The organism is Pseudomonas sp. NY15463 (assembly GCF_048068415.1).
In the GTDB taxonomy this organism is placed as follows: domain Bacteria; phylum Pseudomonadota; class Gammaproteobacteria; order Pseudomonadales; family Pseudomonadaceae; genus Aquipseudomonas; species Aquipseudomonas mosselii_C.
Genome location: NZ_JBLUQD010000006.1, coordinates 218,008 through 235,307 on the forward strand (window position 1 = coordinate 218,008; position 17,300 = coordinate 235,307).

The 17,300-nt window shown below is 62.5% G+C and carries 14 protein-coding genes; 7 read left to right on the plus strand and 7 right to left on the minus strand.

What is annotated here, in order from left to right:
* Window positions 1-9: 9 nt before the first annotated feature.
* Entirely contained in the window at window positions 10-303 is a 294-nt protein-coding gene (locus tag ACNFIC_RS16895) for a co-chaperone GroES (RefSeq protein ID WP_003260750.1), read from the plus strand.
* Window positions 304-351: 48 nt separating this feature from the next.
* Entirely contained in the window at window positions 352-1,992 is a 1,641-nt protein-coding gene (gene groL, locus ACNFIC_RS16900; RefSeq protein WP_138219931.1) for a chaperonin GroEL, read from the plus strand.
* A 161-nt stretch (window positions 1,993-2,153) separates the two neighbouring features.
* On the opposite strand, the gene ACNFIC_RS16905 is transcribed toward groL, so the two are convergent.
* Window positions 2,154-2,882 (minus strand): phosphatase PAP2 family protein, encoded by a 729-nt coding sequence (locus ACNFIC_RS16905; protein WP_138219932.1) that lies wholly within the window; start codon window positions 2,880-2,882, stop codon window positions 2,154-2,156.
* Window positions 2,883-3,062: 180 nt separating this feature from the next.
* Between ACNFIC_RS16905 and colR the strand changes: the two genes are divergently transcribed.
* The 5 genes from colR (at window position 3,063) to ACNFIC_RS16930 (ending at window position 6,789) form a co-directional block, all read left to right on the plus strand.
* The gene (colR, locus tag ACNFIC_RS16910) at window positions 3,063-3,746 is read left to right on the plus strand and encodes a two-component system response regulator ColR (protein WP_003255215.1); all 684 of its coding nucleotides are present in this window, start codon (window positions 3,063-3,065) and stop codon (window positions 3,744-3,746) included.
* Window positions 3,736-5,064 carry a sensor histidine kinase gene (locus ACNFIC_RS16915; protein WP_138219933.1) on the plus strand — a complete coding sequence of 443 codons (1,329 nt, stop codon included), beginning with the start codon at window positions 3,736-3,738 and terminating at the stop codon, window positions 5,062-5,064. Before colR ends, ACNFIC_RS16915 begins: the two co-directional genes overlap by 11 nt.
* A 107-nt stretch (window positions 5,065-5,171) precedes the next feature.
* Window positions 5,172-5,852, plus strand: a complete 681-nt coding sequence (locus tag ACNFIC_RS16920; RefSeq protein WP_138219934.1) for a class I SAM-dependent methyltransferase — start codon at window positions 5,172-5,174, stop codon at window positions 5,850-5,852.
* An 8-nt stretch (window positions 5,853-5,860) separates the two neighbouring features.
* Window positions 5,861-6,559 (plus strand): lipopolysaccharide kinase InaA family protein, encoded by a 699-nt coding sequence (locus ACNFIC_RS16925; RefSeq protein WP_138219935.1) that lies wholly within the window; start codon window positions 5,861-5,863, stop codon window positions 6,557-6,559.
* On the plus strand, window positions 6,559-6,789 hold the full coding sequence (locus ACNFIC_RS16930) for a hypothetical protein (RefSeq protein WP_138219936.1): 231 nt from the start codon (window positions 6,559-6,561) through the stop codon (window positions 6,787-6,789). The genes ACNFIC_RS16925 and ACNFIC_RS16930 overlap by 1 nt, the downstream gene beginning before the upstream one ends.
* Window positions 6,790-7,686: 897 nt before the next feature.
* Here the strand turns inward: ACNFIC_RS16930 and ACNFIC_RS16935 are convergent.
* From ACNFIC_RS16935 to ACNFIC_RS16960, 6 genes are all read right to left on the minus strand, one after another.
* Complete coding sequence (locus tag ACNFIC_RS16935; protein WP_416781475.1) at window positions 7,687-10,719, minus strand: multidrug efflux RND transporter permease subunit; 3,033 nt, start codon at window positions 10,717-10,719, stop codon at window positions 7,687-7,689.
* Between the two features lie 10 nt (window positions 10,720-10,729).
* Complete coding sequence (locus tag ACNFIC_RS16940; protein WP_416781476.1) at window positions 10,730-11,854, minus strand: efflux RND transporter periplasmic adaptor subunit; 1,125 nt, start codon at window positions 11,852-11,854, stop codon at window positions 10,730-10,732.
* A gap of 166 nt (window positions 11,855-12,020) precedes the next feature.
* Entirely contained in the window at window positions 12,021-13,118 is a 1,098-nt protein-coding gene (locus ACNFIC_RS16945) for a DUF1513 domain-containing protein (protein ID WP_416781477.1), read from the minus strand.
* Between the two features lie 2 nt (window positions 13,119-13,120).
* Window positions 13,121-14,185, minus strand: a complete 1,065-nt coding sequence (locus tag ACNFIC_RS16950; protein ID WP_138219940.1) for an imelysin family protein — start codon at window positions 14,183-14,185, stop codon at window positions 13,121-13,123.
* 19 nt (window positions 14,186-14,204) lie between these two features.
* On the minus strand, window positions 14,205-15,626 hold the full coding sequence (locus ACNFIC_RS16955; RefSeq protein WP_416781478.1) for a di-heme oxidoredictase family protein: 1,422 nt from the start codon (window positions 15,624-15,626) through the stop codon (window positions 14,205-14,207).
* 178 nt (window positions 15,627-15,804) lie between these two features.
* Window positions 15,805-17,139 (minus strand): imelysin family protein, encoded by a 1,335-nt coding sequence (locus tag ACNFIC_RS16960; protein WP_138219942.1) that lies wholly within the window; start codon window positions 17,137-17,139, stop codon window positions 15,805-15,807.
* Window positions 17,140-17,300 lie beyond the last annotated feature (161 nt).

Here is a 17,300-nt window from a genome sequence, read left to right on the forward strand (position 1 = left end):
AGATCGACAATGAAGCTTCGTCCTCTGCATGACCGCGTCGTCATCCGTCGCAGCGAAGAAGAATCGAAAACCGCTGGCGGTATCGTTCTGCCAGGTTCGGCCGCTGAAAAACCAAACCGCGGTGAAGTCGTCGCCGTCGGCACCGGTCGCATCCTGGACAACGGCGAAGTACGTGCGCTGGCCGTGAAAGTGGGTGACAAAGTGGTTTTCGGCCCTTACTCGGGCAGCAACACCGTGAAAGTCGATGGTGAAGACCTGCTGGTCATGGCCGAGAACGAGATTCTCGCCGTCATCGAAGGCTGATTTCCCCGACTTCCCGTTACTCCAAAGATTTTCAAGGATTAAACGATCATGGCTGCTAAAGACGTAAAATTCGGCGATTCCGCTCGTAAGAAAATGCTGGTTGGTGTCAACGTACTGGCTGACGCCGTCAAAGCGACCCTCGGCCCGAAAGGCCGCAACGTGGTTCTGGCCAAGAGCTTCGGCGCACCGACCATCACCAAGGACGGCGTTTCCGTCGCCAAAGAGATCGAACTCAAAGACGCTTTCGAGAACATGGGCGCCCAGCTGGTCAAGGAAGTTGCTTCCAAGGCCAACGATGCTGCTGGTGACGGCACCACCACCGCCACCGTTCTGGCTCAAGCCATCGTCAACGAAGGCCTCAAGGCCGTTGCCGCCGGCATGAACCCGATGGACCTCAAGCGCGGTATCGACAAGGCCACCGCGGCTGTCGTCGCCGAACTGAAGAACCTGTCCAAGCCATGCGCCGATTCCAAGGCCATCGCCCAGGTCGGCACCATCTCCGCCAACTCCGACAGCTCCATCGGTGAAATCATCGCCGAAGCCATGGAAAAAGTCGGTAAAGAAGGCGTGATCACTGTTGAAGAAGGCTCGGGCCTGGAAAACGAACTGTCCGTCGTCGAAGGCATGCAGTTCGACCGTGGCTACCTGTCGCCGTACTTCGTCAACAAGCCAGACACCATGGTCGCTGAGCTGGAAGGCCCGCTGCTGCTGCTGGTCGACAAGAAGATCTCCAACATCCGTGAGCTGCTGCCGGTGCTGGAAGCTGTTGCCAAGGCCGGTCGTCCGCTGCTGATCGTCGCTGAAGACGTCGAAGGCGAAGCCCTGGCTACCCTGGTCGTCAATAACATGCGCGGCATCGTCAAGGTCGCTGCGGTCAAGGCTCCGGGCTTCGGCGATCGCCGCAAGGCCATGCTGCAGGACATCGCCGTCCTGACCGGCGGCCAGGTCATCTCCGAAGAAATCGGCCTGACCCTGGAAACCACCACCCTGGAGCACCTGGGTAACGCCAAGCGCGTCATCCTGTCCAAGGAAAACACCACCATCATCGACGGTGCTGGCGTTGACGCCGACATCGAAGCACGCGTCAAGCAGATCCGTGCCCAGATCGAAGAGACTTCCTCGGACTACGACCGTGAGAAGCTGCAAGAGCGCCTGGCCAAGCTGGCTGGCGGTGTTGCCGTGATCAAGGTCGGTGCTGGCACCGAAGTCGAGATGAAAGAGAAGAAAGCCCGCGTTGAAGACGCCCTGCACGCTACCCGTGCAGCCGTTGAAGAAGGCGTGGTGCCTGGCGGTGGTGTTGCCCTGGTTCGCTCCCTGGCTGCTATCGTTGACCTCAAAGGCGACAACGAAGACCAGAACGTCGGTATCGCTCTGCTGCGTCGCGCTGTCGAAGCGCCGCTGCGCCAGATCACTGCCAACGCCGGCGACGAGCCAAGCGTTGTCGCTGACAAGGTCAAGCAAGGTTCGGGCAACTACGGCTACAACGCCGCTACCGGCGAATACGGCGACATGATCGAGATGGGTATCCTGGACCCAGCCAAGGTCACCCGTTCGGCGCTGCAAGCCGCTGCCTCGATCGGTGGTCTGATGATCACCACCGAAGCCATGGTTGCCGACCTGCCGGAAGACAAGCCAGCTGCTGGCATGCCTGACATGGGCGGCATGGGTGGCATGGGCGGCATGATGTAAGCCAGCCTTACCCCCTGTTGTAAGCAAAGCCCCGGCTAGTGATAGCCGGGGCTTTTTCATGTGCGCCAACCCGTCAATCGCGGTGGCTGCACGTCCCCCTGTAGGTGCGGCCTCGCCGGGGCGCCGGACCGGCGAGGCCGCTCCTACAGGGACGTGGGTATTCAGGCCACGCCGCGCTCGGTCACCGGCACCTTGGCGATTCCTCGGCGATACAGCACCAGGTAGTAGCAGCCCAGCCCGATCAGCCAACAGAACACCGCCGTCCAGATGTTGTGCGACAAGAAATGCGCGCCCTGCATCATCCGCCCCACCGAGAGCAGCGAGCCCGCGACGAACGCCAGCCCCAGCGCGGCCTTGGCCAGGCGTGGCTTGCGATCACGCAGCACGAAGAACAATGCGAACAGGCAGAAACCGGTGGCCGCATGGCCGCCTGGCCAGCACAGGCCGGGCTTGTCGGTGGGCGGACGCGGTTCGAGCAGCTTGCTGTAGGTTTCCTTGCCGCCAAACTGAGTCAGGCTCCATGGGCATTGCACCTGGGTCAGTTGCTTGAGCGGGGTGACGAATGCGGTCGACAGGCCCAGCGCCAGTACCAGGCAGCCCAGTTCGCGACGCCAGCCATACAGGCGCTGAACGAAGAAGCTGGCGATAAAGCCCACCACGGCCAGCAGGCCGAACACGATCACACCTTGCTTGACCCGGTCGTGCAGGATGTTTTCCAGCAGGTAGCTGTGGCGTCCGATGAACTCTCCGGCTTGCTGGTCGAAGAACAGGTCGGCGATGTTCATGTCGATCGAGGTCGACTCAAGCAGGATCAAGGCGAGGATGGTGGCGATCGGAATGCCCAGGTACAGCCATGGGTTGAGCGGGCGAGGGCGGATGGTTTCCTGCATGGCGACTCCAAGGGACAGAAAAAGACCGGGCATTTTGGTCTGGCCGCTATCCTGTGTCCGTGAAGGATGAGTGAAAAAACTGTCAACTTCGGCGATATTTCCACAGCACTGGCACAGTGCGCGCGATGGCCTTAAGCTGCCGCCAGCCGCGCCGCGCGAAGCGACGCCCAGGAGACCTCGATGCGTATTCTTTTGGTTGAAGACAACCGCGATATTCTAGCCAACCTTGCCGACTACCTCGGCATGAAAGGCTACACCGTCGATTGCGCCCAGGACGGCCTGTCGGGCCTGCACCTGGCTGCCACCGAACACTACGACTTGATCGTGCTCGACATCATGCTCCCAGGCATCGATGGCTATACGCTGTGCAAGCGCCTGCGCGAAGATGCCCGGCGCGACACGCCAGTGATCATGCTCACCGCCCGCGACCAACTCGACGATCGCCTGCAGGGCTTCCGTTCCGGGGCTGACGACTACCTGCTCAAGCCGTTCGCGCTGTCGGAGTTGGCGGCGCGCATCGAGGCGGTACTGCGCCGCGCCCAGGGTGGCGGACGGCGTACCTTGCAGGTCGCTGACCTGAGCTACGACCTCGACACCCTCGAAGTCACCCGTCAGGGCCGCCTGCTCAAGCTCAACCCGGTTGGCCTGAAACTGTTGGCGGTCCTGATGCAGAAAAGTCCCCACGTGCTGCGTCGCGAGGTGCTGGAGGAAGCCCTGTGGGGCGACGACTGCCCTGACAGCGACAGCCTGCGCAGCCACGTCCACCAGCTTCGCCAAGTGATCGACAAGCCGTTCGAAAAACCGTTGCTGCATACGGTCCATGGCGTTGGCTATCGCCTCGCCGAGGGTCGCGATGGAGTTTAAGCAAAGCCTTGCCCAGCGCATCATCATCGCTTTCGCGCTGATGAGCGCGCTGGTAGCCGGCGCCTTCGCGTTCGGTATCGTCGCCACGGTGCACCTGGTCGAGGAGCGCCTGATTTCCTCGGTGCTCGGCGGTGACCTACAGCGTCTGCTACGCATGGACAGCGTCAGCGACTGGAGCCACCGTCCGCGACCGGACCAGTTGTTCTACTTCAGTGGCGGGCGTGATGAGTTCGAAATGCCCAAGGACCTGCGTCACCTGAATCCGGGCTTCCATGAGGTGTTCCGTGACCAGCTCTCGTACCACGCCATGGTCGAGATCGTCGACGGTCGCCGTTACGTGCTGTTGCAGGACCAAAGCGATTTCGAAGAGCGCGAGCGGGTGCTGTTCGCGGTGGTCGTGGTCGGCTTCGTGCTCAGCCTAGCGCTGGCGGTGATTCTCGGTTGGCTGTTGGCGCGCCGGGTCATGGCACCGGTCATTCGCCTGGCCCGGCAGGTACGCCACCGCGACCAGTTGCTGGGTTTGGCACCTCCGTTGGCGCCGGACTACGCGGCGGACGAGGTAGGCCAGTTGGCGGTGGCGTTCGACGACACGTTGGGCCGGTTGCGCGATGCCTTGACCCGTGAGCGTCTGTTCACCAGTGATGTCAGCCACGAGCTGCGTACGCCGCTGATGGTCTTGGCCACTTCCTGCGAACTGCTGATCGAGAACCCCAACCTCGATAGCCGTTCACGCAGCCAGGTGGAGCGCATCGCGCGGGCGACCGAGGAGATGCGCGAACTGGTCAAGACCTTCCTGATGCTGGCCCGTGCGCAGCGTGACGAGGGAGCCGTGGCCTCTCAGGCGACCCTGCGCGAGGTGGCCGACGATCTGACCGGGGTGTGGCGCGACACCATCGAGCAGAAAGGCCTGACCCTGCACTACGATGGCCAGGTCGGTGCAAGCCCTGTGTTGTACAACGCCACGTTCTTGCAGTCGGTCATGGGCAACCTGTTACGTAACGCGGCGCATTACACCGATAGCGGTTATATCCGCCTGAGTTTGCAAGGTGACGGTTTCAGTGTCGAGGACAGTGGTGTTGGCATCCCCGAAGAACAGCGCGAGGCGATGTTCCGGCCTTTTGTACGGGGTGACGAGCGCCGTGGCGAGGGTTTGGGGTTGGGCCTGTCATTGGTACAGCGGATCTGCGACGACCAGGGTTGGCGGGTCACCTTGACCACCACCTTGCCCCATGGCTGCCGGTTCCACGTGGATTTGAGCCAAGGCCGCGCTGCGCTGCACAGCGACGTAGGGGGCAGGCAAGCCTCGGATCTGACGTAGTTTTTTGTAAAACTCAAGGTGCGCGGATGACAGTTTTTTCACATCGGCATGACCTGATTCCAACGCTTGCCTGAATAAGGTGTGCGCACTGGAGTCAGGAGATACCTATGCGCACCCCCACCAAACTTGAATTTTCAGACAAATACGACCAAGAGCATGCTCAGGAGTATTTTCTGAAGCACCAGGACGGCCTGGCCCGACGCCTTTCGCACAAGCGTGATGAACAGCTGGCCCGGCGTGCCCTGGCGCTGGCTGGCGAGCCCGGTCTAGTGCTCGACCTGCCCTGCGGCGCTGGCCGCTTCTGGCCGCTGCTGGCGGAAAAACCTAACCGCGTGATCATCGGTGCGGACAACTCTGCTGCGATGATCGAGACGGCCTGCGCGGCACAACCGCCAGAAGTGGTCGCGCGGGTACGCCCTTTGCAGACTTCAGCCTTTGCCATTGATCTGCCCGATAACGCCGTGGACAGCATTTTCTGCATGCGCTTGTTCCACCACATCGGCGAAGCAGAGCACCGCAAGCAAATTTTGTCGGAGTTTCAACGGGTTAGCCGCGACAGCGTGATACTGTCGCTGTGGGTCGATGGTAACTTCAAGGCCTGGCGACGCCGTAAGCTGGAGGCGCGCCGTAGCGCTAAAAGCGAGCCAGGCAGCTACCAGAATCGCTTCGTGTTACCTGCGCACACAGTCGAGCAAGAGTTCGCATCCGCAGGTTTCAGAATTCAGGAGCGCCTGGACTTTCTGCCGCTCTATGCGATGTGGCGAGTTTATGTATTGCGAAAGGGATAAGGAAACCGATGGCAGTGGCCCAGAGACGATCCGAGCAGTTCGAGTTTTACTGGCAGCAGCAGGGTGAATGGGTCGAGGAGCCCAATCAGCGACGTGGCGGCGAGAGCGGCGTGCAGCGCTTGTGCGACGCCAGCGGCCAAGTGCTGTATGCCAAGCGTCAGGTGGGCCATATCTACCGCAGCCTGAGGCATCCGTTCGGGCGGCCGACGGTACTGCGTGAGCTTGATGCGCTGAACAGCTTCGAGCAATTGGGGGTACGTGTACCACGCATCGTTTACGCGGGCGCCGAGCGCAGTGACGATCAGCAGTGGCATGCGCTGTTGATCAGCGAAGCCCTCGATGGGTTCGTCGACCTGGAAACCTGGCTCGCCGAAGGGGCCCGCGAGCGTTATGCGCCGGTGGTTCACGAGCGCATGCTCAAGGATCTGGCGGATAACCTGGCGCGCATGCACCTGGGGCATTGGCAACATGGTTGCCTGTACGGCAAGCACGTGTTCGTGAAAGTGATCGGTGAGGGTGAGCAGGCCCAGGCAGAGGTGGCATTGCTGGACCTGGAAAAGTGCCGTCGACGGATCAGTTGTCAGCGGGCGGCCTACAACGATTTGCGTCAGTTGCGTCGCCACTCGTCGTTGGACGAGGCGCACTGGAAAACCTTGCTCTACTTTTACCAGAGGGCGTTTGGCAGCGCTGTCAAAGGGTTGGAGTAATGAAACTAGAAATCGCTCGAGGTTTGTTCCTGGTCGCGGCGCTTGGTGTCACGACCCTCGCATTTGCGGCTTGGGAAGAGCCGAGAATGATGGTGTTGAGTCAGGCACAGGTGCCCGGGGTAGCGTCGCTGCCGCGGGTGGCCAAGGTCGAGCAGAGTCGGGTCGAGCCTGATCATGATTTCTTGTTGTTTTTGTTTGGGATGCGGCAGGGGTTGCGGCCGTTTGGGTGATGGCTGGTTAGGCTAGGCTAGGTTTGGTTTGGTTTGGTTTGAAAGTTGTGTGCGCACTCATTGGCTTAGTTGACTTTGAGTCACCTTTCCGCCCTTACGGCGGGTAACTTTTTGAAGGATCAAAAAGTCACCAAAAAATCCTCGCTCCATTCATTCGGCCCCTGCGCTTCGCTCCGGGGTTCCCTCGCTACGGTGACTTGCGGGCCCGCGCGGCCTCCGACTTGCTGCGCAAGTCTACATCTCGCGCCTTCGGCTGCGCCGAAGGGTGCTGCGCACCTTGGGCCCTCCAGTCACCTTCGCTCGGCCTACTGAAGTCGCGAAGTTACGGGTGGCGCCTGGGCTTGCGCAGCTAACCGCTAGTTACAGATGTGGGAACTCTGGGTTACAGGACTGCGCCAAGCCTGAGTCCAGCGTTGCACCTGTAGGAGCGGCCTTGTGCCGCGAACACCGGCGTAGCCGGGCCATCCACCGCGTTGCTTGCCTCGCGGGACAAGCCCGCTCCTACAGGATTGTGCAAAGCCTGAATTGCTCAAAACTTCAGACCTTGCTCTTGCTCTTGCTCTTGCTCTTGCTCTTGCTTCTAAGCGCGCAATAGTCCAGGCGCCGCCAATTGCGACTTCAGTAGGCCGAGTGTAGGCGTCTGTAGGGCCAGGTGCGCAGCACCCTTCGGCGTAGCCGAAGGCGCGAGATGTAGACTTGCGTAGCAAGTCGCAGGCCCGCGGGCCCGAAAGGCGCCGGAGCGAGGGAACCCCGGAGCGCAGCGCAGGGGCCGGATGATGGAGCGAGCATTTTTTGGTTCCTTTTTGATGCTTCAAAAAGGGACCCGCCGTAAGGGCGGAAAGGTGCCGAAAAGTCGACATCGTCAATAAATGTGCATACATCTCCAAAAACAAACCCTTATAAACCGGCCCCTCCCCGATGCCCCAAAACCGTATAAACACAAGGCAACACAAACAGCGTAAACAGCGTCCCCACTGACATCCCTGTGGCAATGACCACGCCGATATCGAACCGGCTCACCGCCCCGGCGCCACTGGCCAGTATCAACGGCACCATGCCGAACACCATGGCCGCCGTGGTCATCAGCACCGGACGCAAGCGAATCGCCGCCGCTTCTTCGATAGCTGCACGTGCCCCGAGGCCCTTTTCCTCACGTAGCTGGTTGGCGAATTCGACGATCAGGATTCCATGCTTGGTAATCAGCCCAATCAAGGTCACCAGCCCCACCTGGGTATAGATGTTCATGCTCGACACCCCCAGGAACAGCGGCAACAGCGCCCCACAGATCGACAGCGGCACGGTCACCAGGATCACCAACGGATCGCGGAAACTTTCGAACTGCGCCGCCAGCACCAGGAAGATCATCGCCAGCGCCAAGCCAAAGGTCACCCATAGCGCGCTGCCCTCCTGCACGAATTGCCGGGCGGTCCCTGCGTAATCGATGGAGAACCCCTCGGGCGCCTCTTCGCGGGCGATGCTGCGTACCGTGTCCAGGGCCTCGCCCATGCTCACCAGTGGAAAGCCCTGAATGATCGCCGAGTTCAACTGCTGGAACTGGTTCAACTGGCGCGGCCGGGCACGATCAGTGAGGGTGACCAGGGTCGACAACGGTAGCAGCTGGCCTTGCTCGTTCTTCACGTAGTAGCGGTTCAGCCAACCGGGTTCGGCGCGGTAAGGGCGCTCGACCTGGGCAATCACCTTGTAGCTGCGGCCTTCGAGGGTAAAACGGTTGATCTCGGCCTCGCCCAGCAAGGTCGCCAGCGTGCTCCCCAGGGTATCCATCGCAACCCCCATCTGCGCAGCCTTGGCCCTATCGATATCGACCATCACCTCAGGCTTGTCGAAGGCCAGGTCGATGTCCAGAAAGGCGAACTTGCCCGAAGCCAGGGCGCGCGTCTTGACGCGCTGGGCCACGTCGAGCAGGGCAGGGTAATCGCCTGCGGTGTTGATCACGAATTGGAACGGCAAACCTTCACCCGTGCCCGGCAGCGACGGCAGGTTGAAGCCGAAAATCTGCAACCCGCCGATTTTCCCAAGCTCGGCCTGTACCAGCGGCAGCAGCTGCATCTGCGTGCGTTCCCGCTCGTTCCAGGGCTTGAGCAGGAAACCGCCAATGCCACTCTGCACCCCGTTGAAGCCATTGATCTGGAACGACGAGTAGTACTCGGGGAAGCGCTTGAAGATCGGCGTGAACTGGTCGGTGTAGGCGTTCAGGTAGTCCAGGTTGACGGTCTGCGGTGAGCTGCTTATCATGAAAATCACCCCTTGATCCTCGTCCGGGGCAAGCTCGTTGCGGGTGAACATCAGCAACACCGGGATCAGGCACAAGATCAGCACGGCGAGCACCATCACTACCGGGCGGCTGTCCAAGGTGGCGTGCAACAGACGCTGGTAGCGCTGTTTGAGCCGGTCGAACACGCGGTCCAGGCGCTGGGCCAGGCCGCCGTCGCTTTGCTCGCGGCGCAGCAGCAGGGCGCACATCATTGGCGACAGGGTCAGGGCGACGATACCGGAGATGATCACCGCCCCTGCCAGGGTCAGGGCGAACTCCTTGAACAGTGCGCCGGTCAGCCCGGTCAGAAAGCCGATGGGCGCATACACCGCGGCCAGGGTGATGGTCATCGATACCACCGGCAAGGCGATTTCCCGGGCCCCCTCGAGCGCTGCGTCGAACGGCGACTGGCCTTCTTCGATATGCCGGTGGATGTTTTCCACCACGACGATGGCGTCGTCGACCACCAGGCCGATGGCCAGCACCATCGCCAGCAGGGTCAGCAGGTTGAGCGAATAGCCCATCATCTGCATGAAGAACAGTACCCCGATCATCGACAGCGGGATGGTCACCACCGGGATCAGCACCGAGCGCAACGCGCCGAGGAACAGGAATACCACCACGATAACGATCAGCACTGCCTCGCCGAGGGTCTTGATCACTTCGTCGATGGAGGCCTGGATGAACAGCGTGGCGTCGTAGGCGATCGACACCTTGAGGGTCGAGGGCAGTTGTTCTTCCAACTGCGGCATGATCCGCCGCACCTCCTTGATCACCTCCAGCGGGTTGGCCGCAGGTGTTGCCTTGATACCGATGTACACCGACGGCGTGCCGTCGAAGGAGCTGACGGTGTCGTAGTTCTCCGCGCCCATTTCGATGCGTGCGACGTCGCCCAGCAGCACCCGGCTGTCACCGCGAGTCTTGACCGGCAGTGCAGCGAAGTCTTCGACGGACTTAAGCTCGGTACGCGCATTGACGCTGGTGACGACATACTCACCTTTCACCTCGCCGGCGGCCGACAGGAAGTTGTAGCGGCGGACCGCGCTGGTCACATCCGCGGCCGACAGGCCGAACCCGGCCAGTTTCACCGGGTCCAGCCACAAGCGCATGGCGAAAACCTGATTGCCGAGGATCTCGGCCTCGGCCATGCCTGGCAGGGTCGCAAGCTTGGGCTGGATCACCCGCGACAAGTAGTCGGTGATTTGCGGGTTGCTCATTTCGCTGCTGTAGAAGCTCACGTACATCAGTGCTGAAGCATCGGCTGCTTCCTTGCTCAGCACCGGGTCTTGCGCATCCTGTGGCAGCTTGTTGCGCACTTCGTTGGCCTTGGCCAGCAATTGGGTGAACAGCCGGTCGCTGTCGGCGCCCACGCGGGCGTAGATCGAAATGACCGAGAAGTTCTGCCGGCTCACCGAGGTCATGTAGTCGATACCGTCGGCGCTGGCCAGGCTCTGTTGCAGAGGCTGGGTGATGTAGCCCTGAATGGTCTCGGCGTTGGCTCCTGGGTAGGCGGTGGTCACGGTGATCAGGGCGTTTTCCATCTGCGGGTACTGGCGGATCTGCAACTTGCTCCAGGCTTGCAGCCCCAGTAGCAGGATCAGTAGGCTGACCACGCACGCGAGCACGGGACGACGGATGAACGGGTCGGTGAAGGCCATGCCGGGTCCCTCAGTCGGTGCCGGAGGCAGTGGGCTTGAGGGCTGTGTCAGTGCTGATATGCACCGTGGCGCCCGGGGTGAGCTTGAGCTGGCCAGCGGTCACCACCTGGTCGCCCGGATGCAGGCCTTTGCTCACCACGACCCAGCCGTCACGCCGCTCGCCGGTCTGCACCGTACGCTGCTCGGCGATCAGCGGCGCTTCGGCGTTTTGCGCGGCGTCCTTGTTCGATGTGATCACGTACACCGAATTGCCGTAGAGGGTGTAGGTGATGGCATTTTCGGGCACCACCACCTGTGGGCTGGGGCCGGGCAGCAGCACTTGCAGGCTTGCGAACATGCCCGGCAGAAGCTTGCCATCAGGGTTGGCCAGGGTCGCGCGTACCAGCAGGTTGCGGGTGCTTTCCTCGATTTTGGGGTTGATCGCGCTGATGTTGGCAGGGAAGGTCTGGCCCGGATAGGCCGCCACCTGTACCTGCACTTGCTGGCCCAAGGCAAGCTGCGGCAGGGCTTGCTCGGGCACGTTGAAGTCGACGTAGAGACTGGAAAGGTCTTGCAGTGTCGCAAGCACCGTACCGCTGGGCAGGTAGGCCCCCACGTCCACCTGGCGGATGCCGATGGTGCCGCTGAACGGCGCGTTGATGCGCTTTTTCGCAAGGGTCGCCTTGAGTTGACTGACCACGGCCTGATTGCGCCGGTACTGTGCGCTGAGGCGGTCGAATTCGCCGCGCGAGATGGCCGAGTCACCGACCAGCTGGCTGCCGCGCCCGAAGTCCACCTTGGCCAGGCCCAGGTCGGCCTCGGCGGTCGCCAGTTGTGCGGTTTCCTGGTCGTTGTCCAGTTGCAGCAGCAACTGCCCGGCCTTGACTGGCTGCCCGGACTCGAAATAGAGCGCCTTGACGGTGCCGGCCACTTCCAGGCTCAGCTCCACGCCCTGGTAGGCCTTGAGGCTGCCGACCGTTGGCAGGCGTTCCTGCCACTGGCGCAGCTCGGCGTGGGCCGCGGCGACGCTGACCGGCGGCTTGGGCTGCGAGAACATCTGTACCTGCCGGTAGATGGAGAGGCCTTTGATGCCTCCCAGAATCAGCACGATCAGCAGGACGACGGCCAACATGATCAGCATGCGGCGGCGCAACATGGTCCGGTTCCCTGGAGGCGAGGTGAGGGTGGGGTTGTACGCGCGCGAGCATCCTGCCCATGGGCGATGGGAGAAGTATTGTCGAGATTTGCGAAAAGGGGAGGGAAACCCGGCGTACGTATCGCGGGCTTACCCCGCGACACGGCCGCTACAGGTGCATGAGCGATCAGACCAGATGCAGGTGGTTATCCCAGAACCCGGAAGGCAGGTTCATCGGTTGCCCGATCAGTGCCGGCTTGCGGCAGTCATAGAAGCGGCAGCGCCCCTGGCCGGAGGTGACCACGAAGCCGTCTTTTACCGCACCTACACCTGCACAGTCAGGCATCGGCGCATCGAGCTTCACCGCGCCGCTGTCCAGGTCCCAGATGAACAACCGGTTGGCACGTGGCGCCGTCAGTGCGACCAGGCGCAGGTCGCTGTGGATGGCGACGCTGGCGGTGTACTGGGCCATCGACTGCAACTGGTATTCCGGCACCGGAAAGGCCTTGAACGGCTCGCCCGGACGCTTGATCGCCAGTAGCTCGGCGGTTTCCTCTGCGCCACCCATGAACTGCTGGCAGGCGGCAATCGTGCCATCCTCGCCTATGGCCAGGTGACGCACGCTGTTCATCTGCTGGGCCAGGGTTTCCTTGCTCAGCAATGTGCCGTCACGCTGCATCAGCACCAGGCTCGGCTGCATGGCGTCGAGGTTCATCTCGACCCGGCTTTCGGCCTCGGTACGGATGCCGCCGTTGGCCACCACCAGTGTTTCGCCGTCGGGCAGCCAGGCGACTTCGTGGGGGCCAATGCCGTGGGTCGGGATTTCGCTGGTGTGCACCAGGCGCTCGCCGTCGAAACGGTACACGCCCAGCACCCCGCGCCCGGGGTCGGTGGTGTCGTTCTCGGTGGCGTACAGCCACTCGCCGCCCTTGTGGATCACGGCATGGCCGTAGAAGTGCCGGTCAGGCTGCGAGACAAGGGTCTGCAACAAGCGCCCGTCGCGCAGGTCGATCAGGTAGCTTTCGGTGCCTGGTCGGCGTGCCACGAACAGGGCGATGGGCCGCTCAGGATGGTTGATGATCGCGTGGCAACGCTGCGCCACCTCGGTGCTGAACACCTCGGTGCCGTCCAGGCGAAACCCGACGGCATAGTGTTTGCCGTTGCCATCATCGCGCGCCGAGAGCAGCAGAGGTTGGTTGCCTTTGCTGCGAAACAGGCTCCAGCCGCCTAGGGTCAGGGCGCTGAGCAATACGCTACCGAGTTTGAGGGCCTGGCGTCGCAGCATGATCAGTCACCGTCGTTGGCATTGAAGCCCAGCTGGATGTTCAACGCTTTGGCCAACTCGCCTTCGTGCAGGCGGTGGAGGACGTTGAGGCTGTCGTAGATCTGGTTGAGTTTCTGCTGGCCGGCTGGGTCGGCCAACAGCTCGCCCAGGCTCTGCTGGTTGTCGGCCAGCAGCTTGAGCGAGGTCGCGTAGGCGTCGTCGATCTTCTGCGCCAGGGCGGCCTGGTCTTTGCCCAGCAGGGCGCGCAGGCCCTGGTTGTCGACGCCCTGCCACACGGTTTCGGCGGCCTTGAGCGAGGCCTCCAGGCTCTTGAGCGAGGAATGGCTGCGCCAGGCTTCGGCCTGCAGCGGTTGCGCGATGCCTTTGCTTTGGCGGCCCATCGGTGCGCCGAGCTTCTTCTTCAGGGTGTCCAGGGCGGTGACCTGGGCACGCAGCAGGTCGGCGATCGCCTCGTGGGAGTCGGCGTAGCGCTGGTTGGGGAACTTGGTCATCTGCGAGAGCATGCCGTCGGTGCTGTTCCAGCTCTTGAGGATTTCCTCGGCCAGGGCTTGCTGATGCTCGGCGATGGCTACCAGCAGCGGGCAGTAGCGGGCTTTTTGTTCGGCTGTGGCGACGTCAGGCTTGCTGTCGAAGAGGATGTATTCGTAGGCGGACAGGCCACGCACCACGACGCTGGCCTTGCCCAGCGAGTCCTTGTCCACCGGTTTGTCGCCGTTGAGCAGTTGCTCGACCTGACGCCCGACCAGGTTCTTCTTGTCAGGCCAGAACTGTACCTGCCAGGCGCGGTTGCCTTCGGCCAGCGGGCCGACCAGCAGCGGTTGCAGTTCTGCCCAGGCTTTCTGCGCGTTGAGGAAGTCGGCGCGGGCGGTGTCCAGCGAGGTCTTGCCTTCGCAGTAGGCCAATGCACTGGCGGCCAGGTTGCGGTCGGCTTCGACCCAGCGGCTGTAAGTGGGCAGGATCACTTGCTTGGCGATCGCCGCAGAGGTTACCGCTTGCGGGTCTTGCGGCGAGCAGGCGCCGAGGGCGAGGGCGGCAAGGCTGGTGAACAACAGTTTGGGTCGGAACATGCCCGGCTCCTTGTGCGGTTTAAAGGGAATTCAGGAACGCCAGCAGCGCGTCGCGCTGCTCGGCGTTGAAGGTCAGTACCTGGTCGCGCGCCGCTTGAGCTTCGCCGCCGTGCCAAAGCACGGCTTCGAGCAGGTTGCGGGCACGGCCGTCATGCAGAAAACGGCTGTGGCCGCTGACGGTCTCGCTCAAGCCAATGCCCCACAGCGGCGGGGTGCGCCAGTCCTGGCCATTGGCGGCGAACTCGGTGCGTTCATCGCTCAGGCCCGGCCCCATGTCGTGCAGCAACAGGTCGCTGTAGGGGCGGATCACCTGGCCGGCCAGTTCTGGCTCGGCGGCGTCCTTGGCGGTGGTGAACTGGGGGGTGTGGCAGGCCTGGCAGCCAGCCTGGAAGAACAGGTTCTTGCCGGCCAGGACCTGCGGGGCGTCGACGTCGCGGCGGGCCGGGACCGCCAGGTTGCGGGTGTAGAAGGTGACCAGGCGCAGGATGTTGTCGCTGACTTCCTTTTCGCCATCCACGCCGTCGCCGTTGGGCGCTGCCAGACAATCGACTTGTGCCGGGGTGCAGTCGTCCTTCGGTTGCAACGTGCTGGTCAGGCCCATGTCGCCGGCGAAGGCGTGTACGTTCTGCTGGTTGACGTTGGGCTGGCCGGCTTTCCAGCCGAAGCGGCCGATCACGGTCTTGCCTTGGGCGTCGTCCCAGACACGGTTGGCGCGGCCACGGATACCGTCACGGTTGCGGTCGTCCGGGTCTTCGTGGGCCAGCAGGTCGGCCTCGGGGATGGCTTCGAGCAGGCCCAGGCCGATCATCGGCGGGGCGACCCGGGCCGAGAAGCGGGTGTCCGGGTGCATCGGGCCATAGCCTAATTGGGTGATGTGCAGCGTCGGGCGTTGCAGTTCGACCTGATGACCGTCTTTGAAGGTTACGGTGTGGCTGTCATAGCGCACGCGGACCTTGCCTTCTGGCGCAACGCCAGGGATCGCCATGTCCTGTAACTGGGTGCCGTAGGTCGGTTCCGGGACCACGCCGAGGCGCTCGATCTCACCGGCGAGATAGGGTTGATCGGGGATCGACAGGCGCACCAGCATGGACACCGCGTTGCTGTCGTCTGGCGCGGGCGGGTGGCCGCGTCCGTCGCGCACGTGGCAGTTCTGGCAGGCGTTGGTGTTGAACAGCGGGCCGAGGCCGTCGCGGGCCGTGGTGGTGCTCGGGGCGATTACCCAGGGGCTGCGAAAGAAGCTGTTGCCCACCGAAAAATCCAGGCGTCGTTCGGGCGAAAGGTTGGCCGAGGGCAGCGAATAAGCACCACGGTCGTTGCGTTGCACCGTTGTGTTGCCTCCCGAGAGGGCTTCACCGGGCTCGGCCTGGGTGAAGCGCGGCGCGTCGTCGCAGGCGGTGAGGGTGAGGGCCAGTAGCAGGGGGCTTAGGCGGAGCAAGGACATCGATAATCCTGGACGTAGGCGAAAAACCGGCGTGCAAGCTTAGCAGGCCGGGGAGGGGAAAACAGCTGCAAGCTTCAAGCTGCAAGCCTCAAGAAAACCCGCGCCAGTCGCAGCTCTAGCTTCTAGCTTGCAGCTAAAAAAACAGGCGGCCATGGCCGCCTGTTTTCTGCCGCAACGATCAGAACTCGTGATCGGCGGTGTCCGGGTTCAGGTTGTCGATCCCCAGCTTGCCAGCGGCTTGCTCGATTGCACCGGTCTGCTTGACCAGCGATGCGATGGCGTCGCGCACGATCTGGTTGCCGGCCGCGTTGTCGGCGGCGATCAGTTGGTCGTAGTGCTCACCCTTGAGGGCGTGATCGACCATGACCTGAATCTTGGCTTCGGTGGCTTCGAGGTCGGCCTTGAGCGTAGCGTCGGTTGCAGGATCGGCCTTGGCCACCAGCGAAGACAGGCTCGGGCCGGTCATCTTGGTGCCGTCGACACGGGTGTACTCGCCCAGGTAGACGTTGCGGATGCCCTTGGCATCGTAGAAGTGCGAGTAGTGGGTGTTGTCGCTGAAGCAGTCCTGTTCGTCTTCAGGCGAGTTGGCTTCCAGCGAAACCTTCATGCGCTCGCCAGCCAGTTCGCCCAGCGACAGGCTGCCCATGCCGAACAGCATCTTGCGCAGGCCGTCGTTGACCGGCTCGTTCTCAAGCGTTGCGCGATAGTTGTCGGCGACGTTCGGCGCCCAGTTGCCGACCATCTCTTCGAGGTCCTTGACCAGCAGCTCGGTAACCGCCTTGAGGTAGGCGCGGCGACGGTCGTTATGACCGCCAGTGGCACCTTTGCCTTCCAGGTAGTCGGAGACCGGACGCGCGCCTGCGCCTGGGCCAGTGCCGTTGAGGTCCTGGCCCCAGAGCAGGAATTCGATGGCGTGGTAGCCGGTGGCGACGTTGGCTTCGGAACCGCCCAGCTCGTTCAAGCTGGCCAGTTTCTCAGGGGTGATGTCCTTGACGTCGACTTTTTCTTCGCCCACCTGGATCTCGGTATTGGCGATGATGTTGGCGCTGGCGGCGGGGTTGCCCAAGGCGTGTTCGTAGCTCTGGTCGACGTAGTCGATCAGGCCTTCGTCCAGTGGCCAGGCGTTCACTTGGCCTTCCCAGTCGTCGATGATGGTGTTACCGAAGCGGAATGCCTCGCTTTGCAGGTACGGAACGCGGGCTGCGGCCCAGGCTTGCTTGGCGGCCGCGAGGGTCTGCTCGTTCGGCGTGGCGAGGAATGCATCGACCGCAGTCTGCAACTGCTTGGCGGTGCTCAACGCATCGCTGTACACGGCGTAGACCATCTCGGCGTAATGCTTGACCACGGCCTTGCCGGCCGCTTCGTCGACAGCGCCGGGCGCGGCGGCCGTGGTGCTGGCGGCAGCAGGGGCCTGGGCTTGAGGTGCGCTCGCCTTGTCGTCCTTCTCGCCGCAACCGGCAAGGGCAATGGCAATGGCCAGCAGACTGGCGGAGGCCAGAGGCATTCGAATCATTGTGGATTTCCTGCGTCGTGTTGGTTGGACCAATGGTTGAGCCGTGCGCCGTGGCACGCGAAAACGACACATCATGCGAAAGATTTGCATTTGCTGTAAAGGGGTAGGGCGTGCATTTCATGCAAACGCCCGTTCCTGATGCGGGGGATGGGCTGGCCGCC

Excerpts from the sequence above, each read along its gene's own strand:
- ACNFIC_RS16920 (WP_138219934.1), top strand. The coding sequence starts at position 5,172 with ATGCGCACCCCCACCAAACTTGAATTTTCAGACAAATACGACCAAGAG.
- groL (WP_138219931.1), top strand. The coding sequence starts at position 352 with ATGGCTGCTAAAGACGTAAAATTCGGCGATTCCGCTCGTAAGAAAATG.
- ACNFIC_RS16905 (WP_138219932.1), bottom strand. The coding sequence starts at position 2,882 with ATGCAGGAAACCATCCGCCCTCGCCCGCTCAACCCATGGCTGTACCTG.
- ACNFIC_RS16960 (WP_138219942.1), bottom strand. The coding sequence starts at position 17,139 with ATGATTCGAATGCCTCTGGCCTCCGCCAGTCTGCTGGCCATTGCCATT.
- ACNFIC_RS16930 (WP_138219936.1), top strand. The coding sequence starts at position 6,559 with ATGAAACTAGAAATCGCTCGAGGTTTGTTCCTGGTCGCGGCGCTTGGT.
- ACNFIC_RS16945 (WP_416781477.1), bottom strand. The coding sequence starts at position 13,118 with ATGCTGCGACGCCAGGCCCTCAAACTCGGTAGCGTATTGCTCAGCGCC.
- ACNFIC_RS16940 (WP_416781476.1), bottom strand. The coding sequence starts at position 11,854 with ATGTTGCGCCGCCGCATGCTGATCATGTTGGCCGTCGTCCTGCTGATC.
- colR (WP_003255215.1), top strand. The coding sequence starts at position 3,063 with ATGCGTATTCTTTTGGTTGAAGACAACCGCGATATTCTAGCCAACCTT.
- ACNFIC_RS16950 (WP_138219940.1), bottom strand. The coding sequence starts at position 14,185 with ATGTTCCGACCCAAACTGTTGTTCACCAGCCTTGCCGCCCTCGCCCTC.
- ACNFIC_RS16935 (WP_416781475.1), bottom strand. The coding sequence starts at position 10,719 with ATGGCCTTCACCGACCCGTTCATCCGTCGTCCCGTGCTCGCGTGCGTG.
- ACNFIC_RS16955 (WP_416781478.1), bottom strand. The coding sequence starts at position 15,626 with ATGTCCTTGCTCCGCCTAAGCCCCCTGCTACTGGCCCTCACCCTCACC.
- ACNFIC_RS16915 (WP_138219933.1), top strand. The coding sequence starts at position 3,736 with ATGGAGTTTAAGCAAAGCCTTGCCCAGCGCATCATCATCGCTTTCGCG.
- ACNFIC_RS16925 (WP_138219935.1), top strand. The coding sequence starts at position 5,861 with ATGGCAGTGGCCCAGAGACGATCCGAGCAGTTCGAGTTTTACTGGCAG.
- ACNFIC_RS16895 (WP_003260750.1), top strand. The coding sequence starts at position 10 with ATGAAGCTTCGTCCTCTGCATGACCGCGTCGTCATCCGTCGCAGCGAA.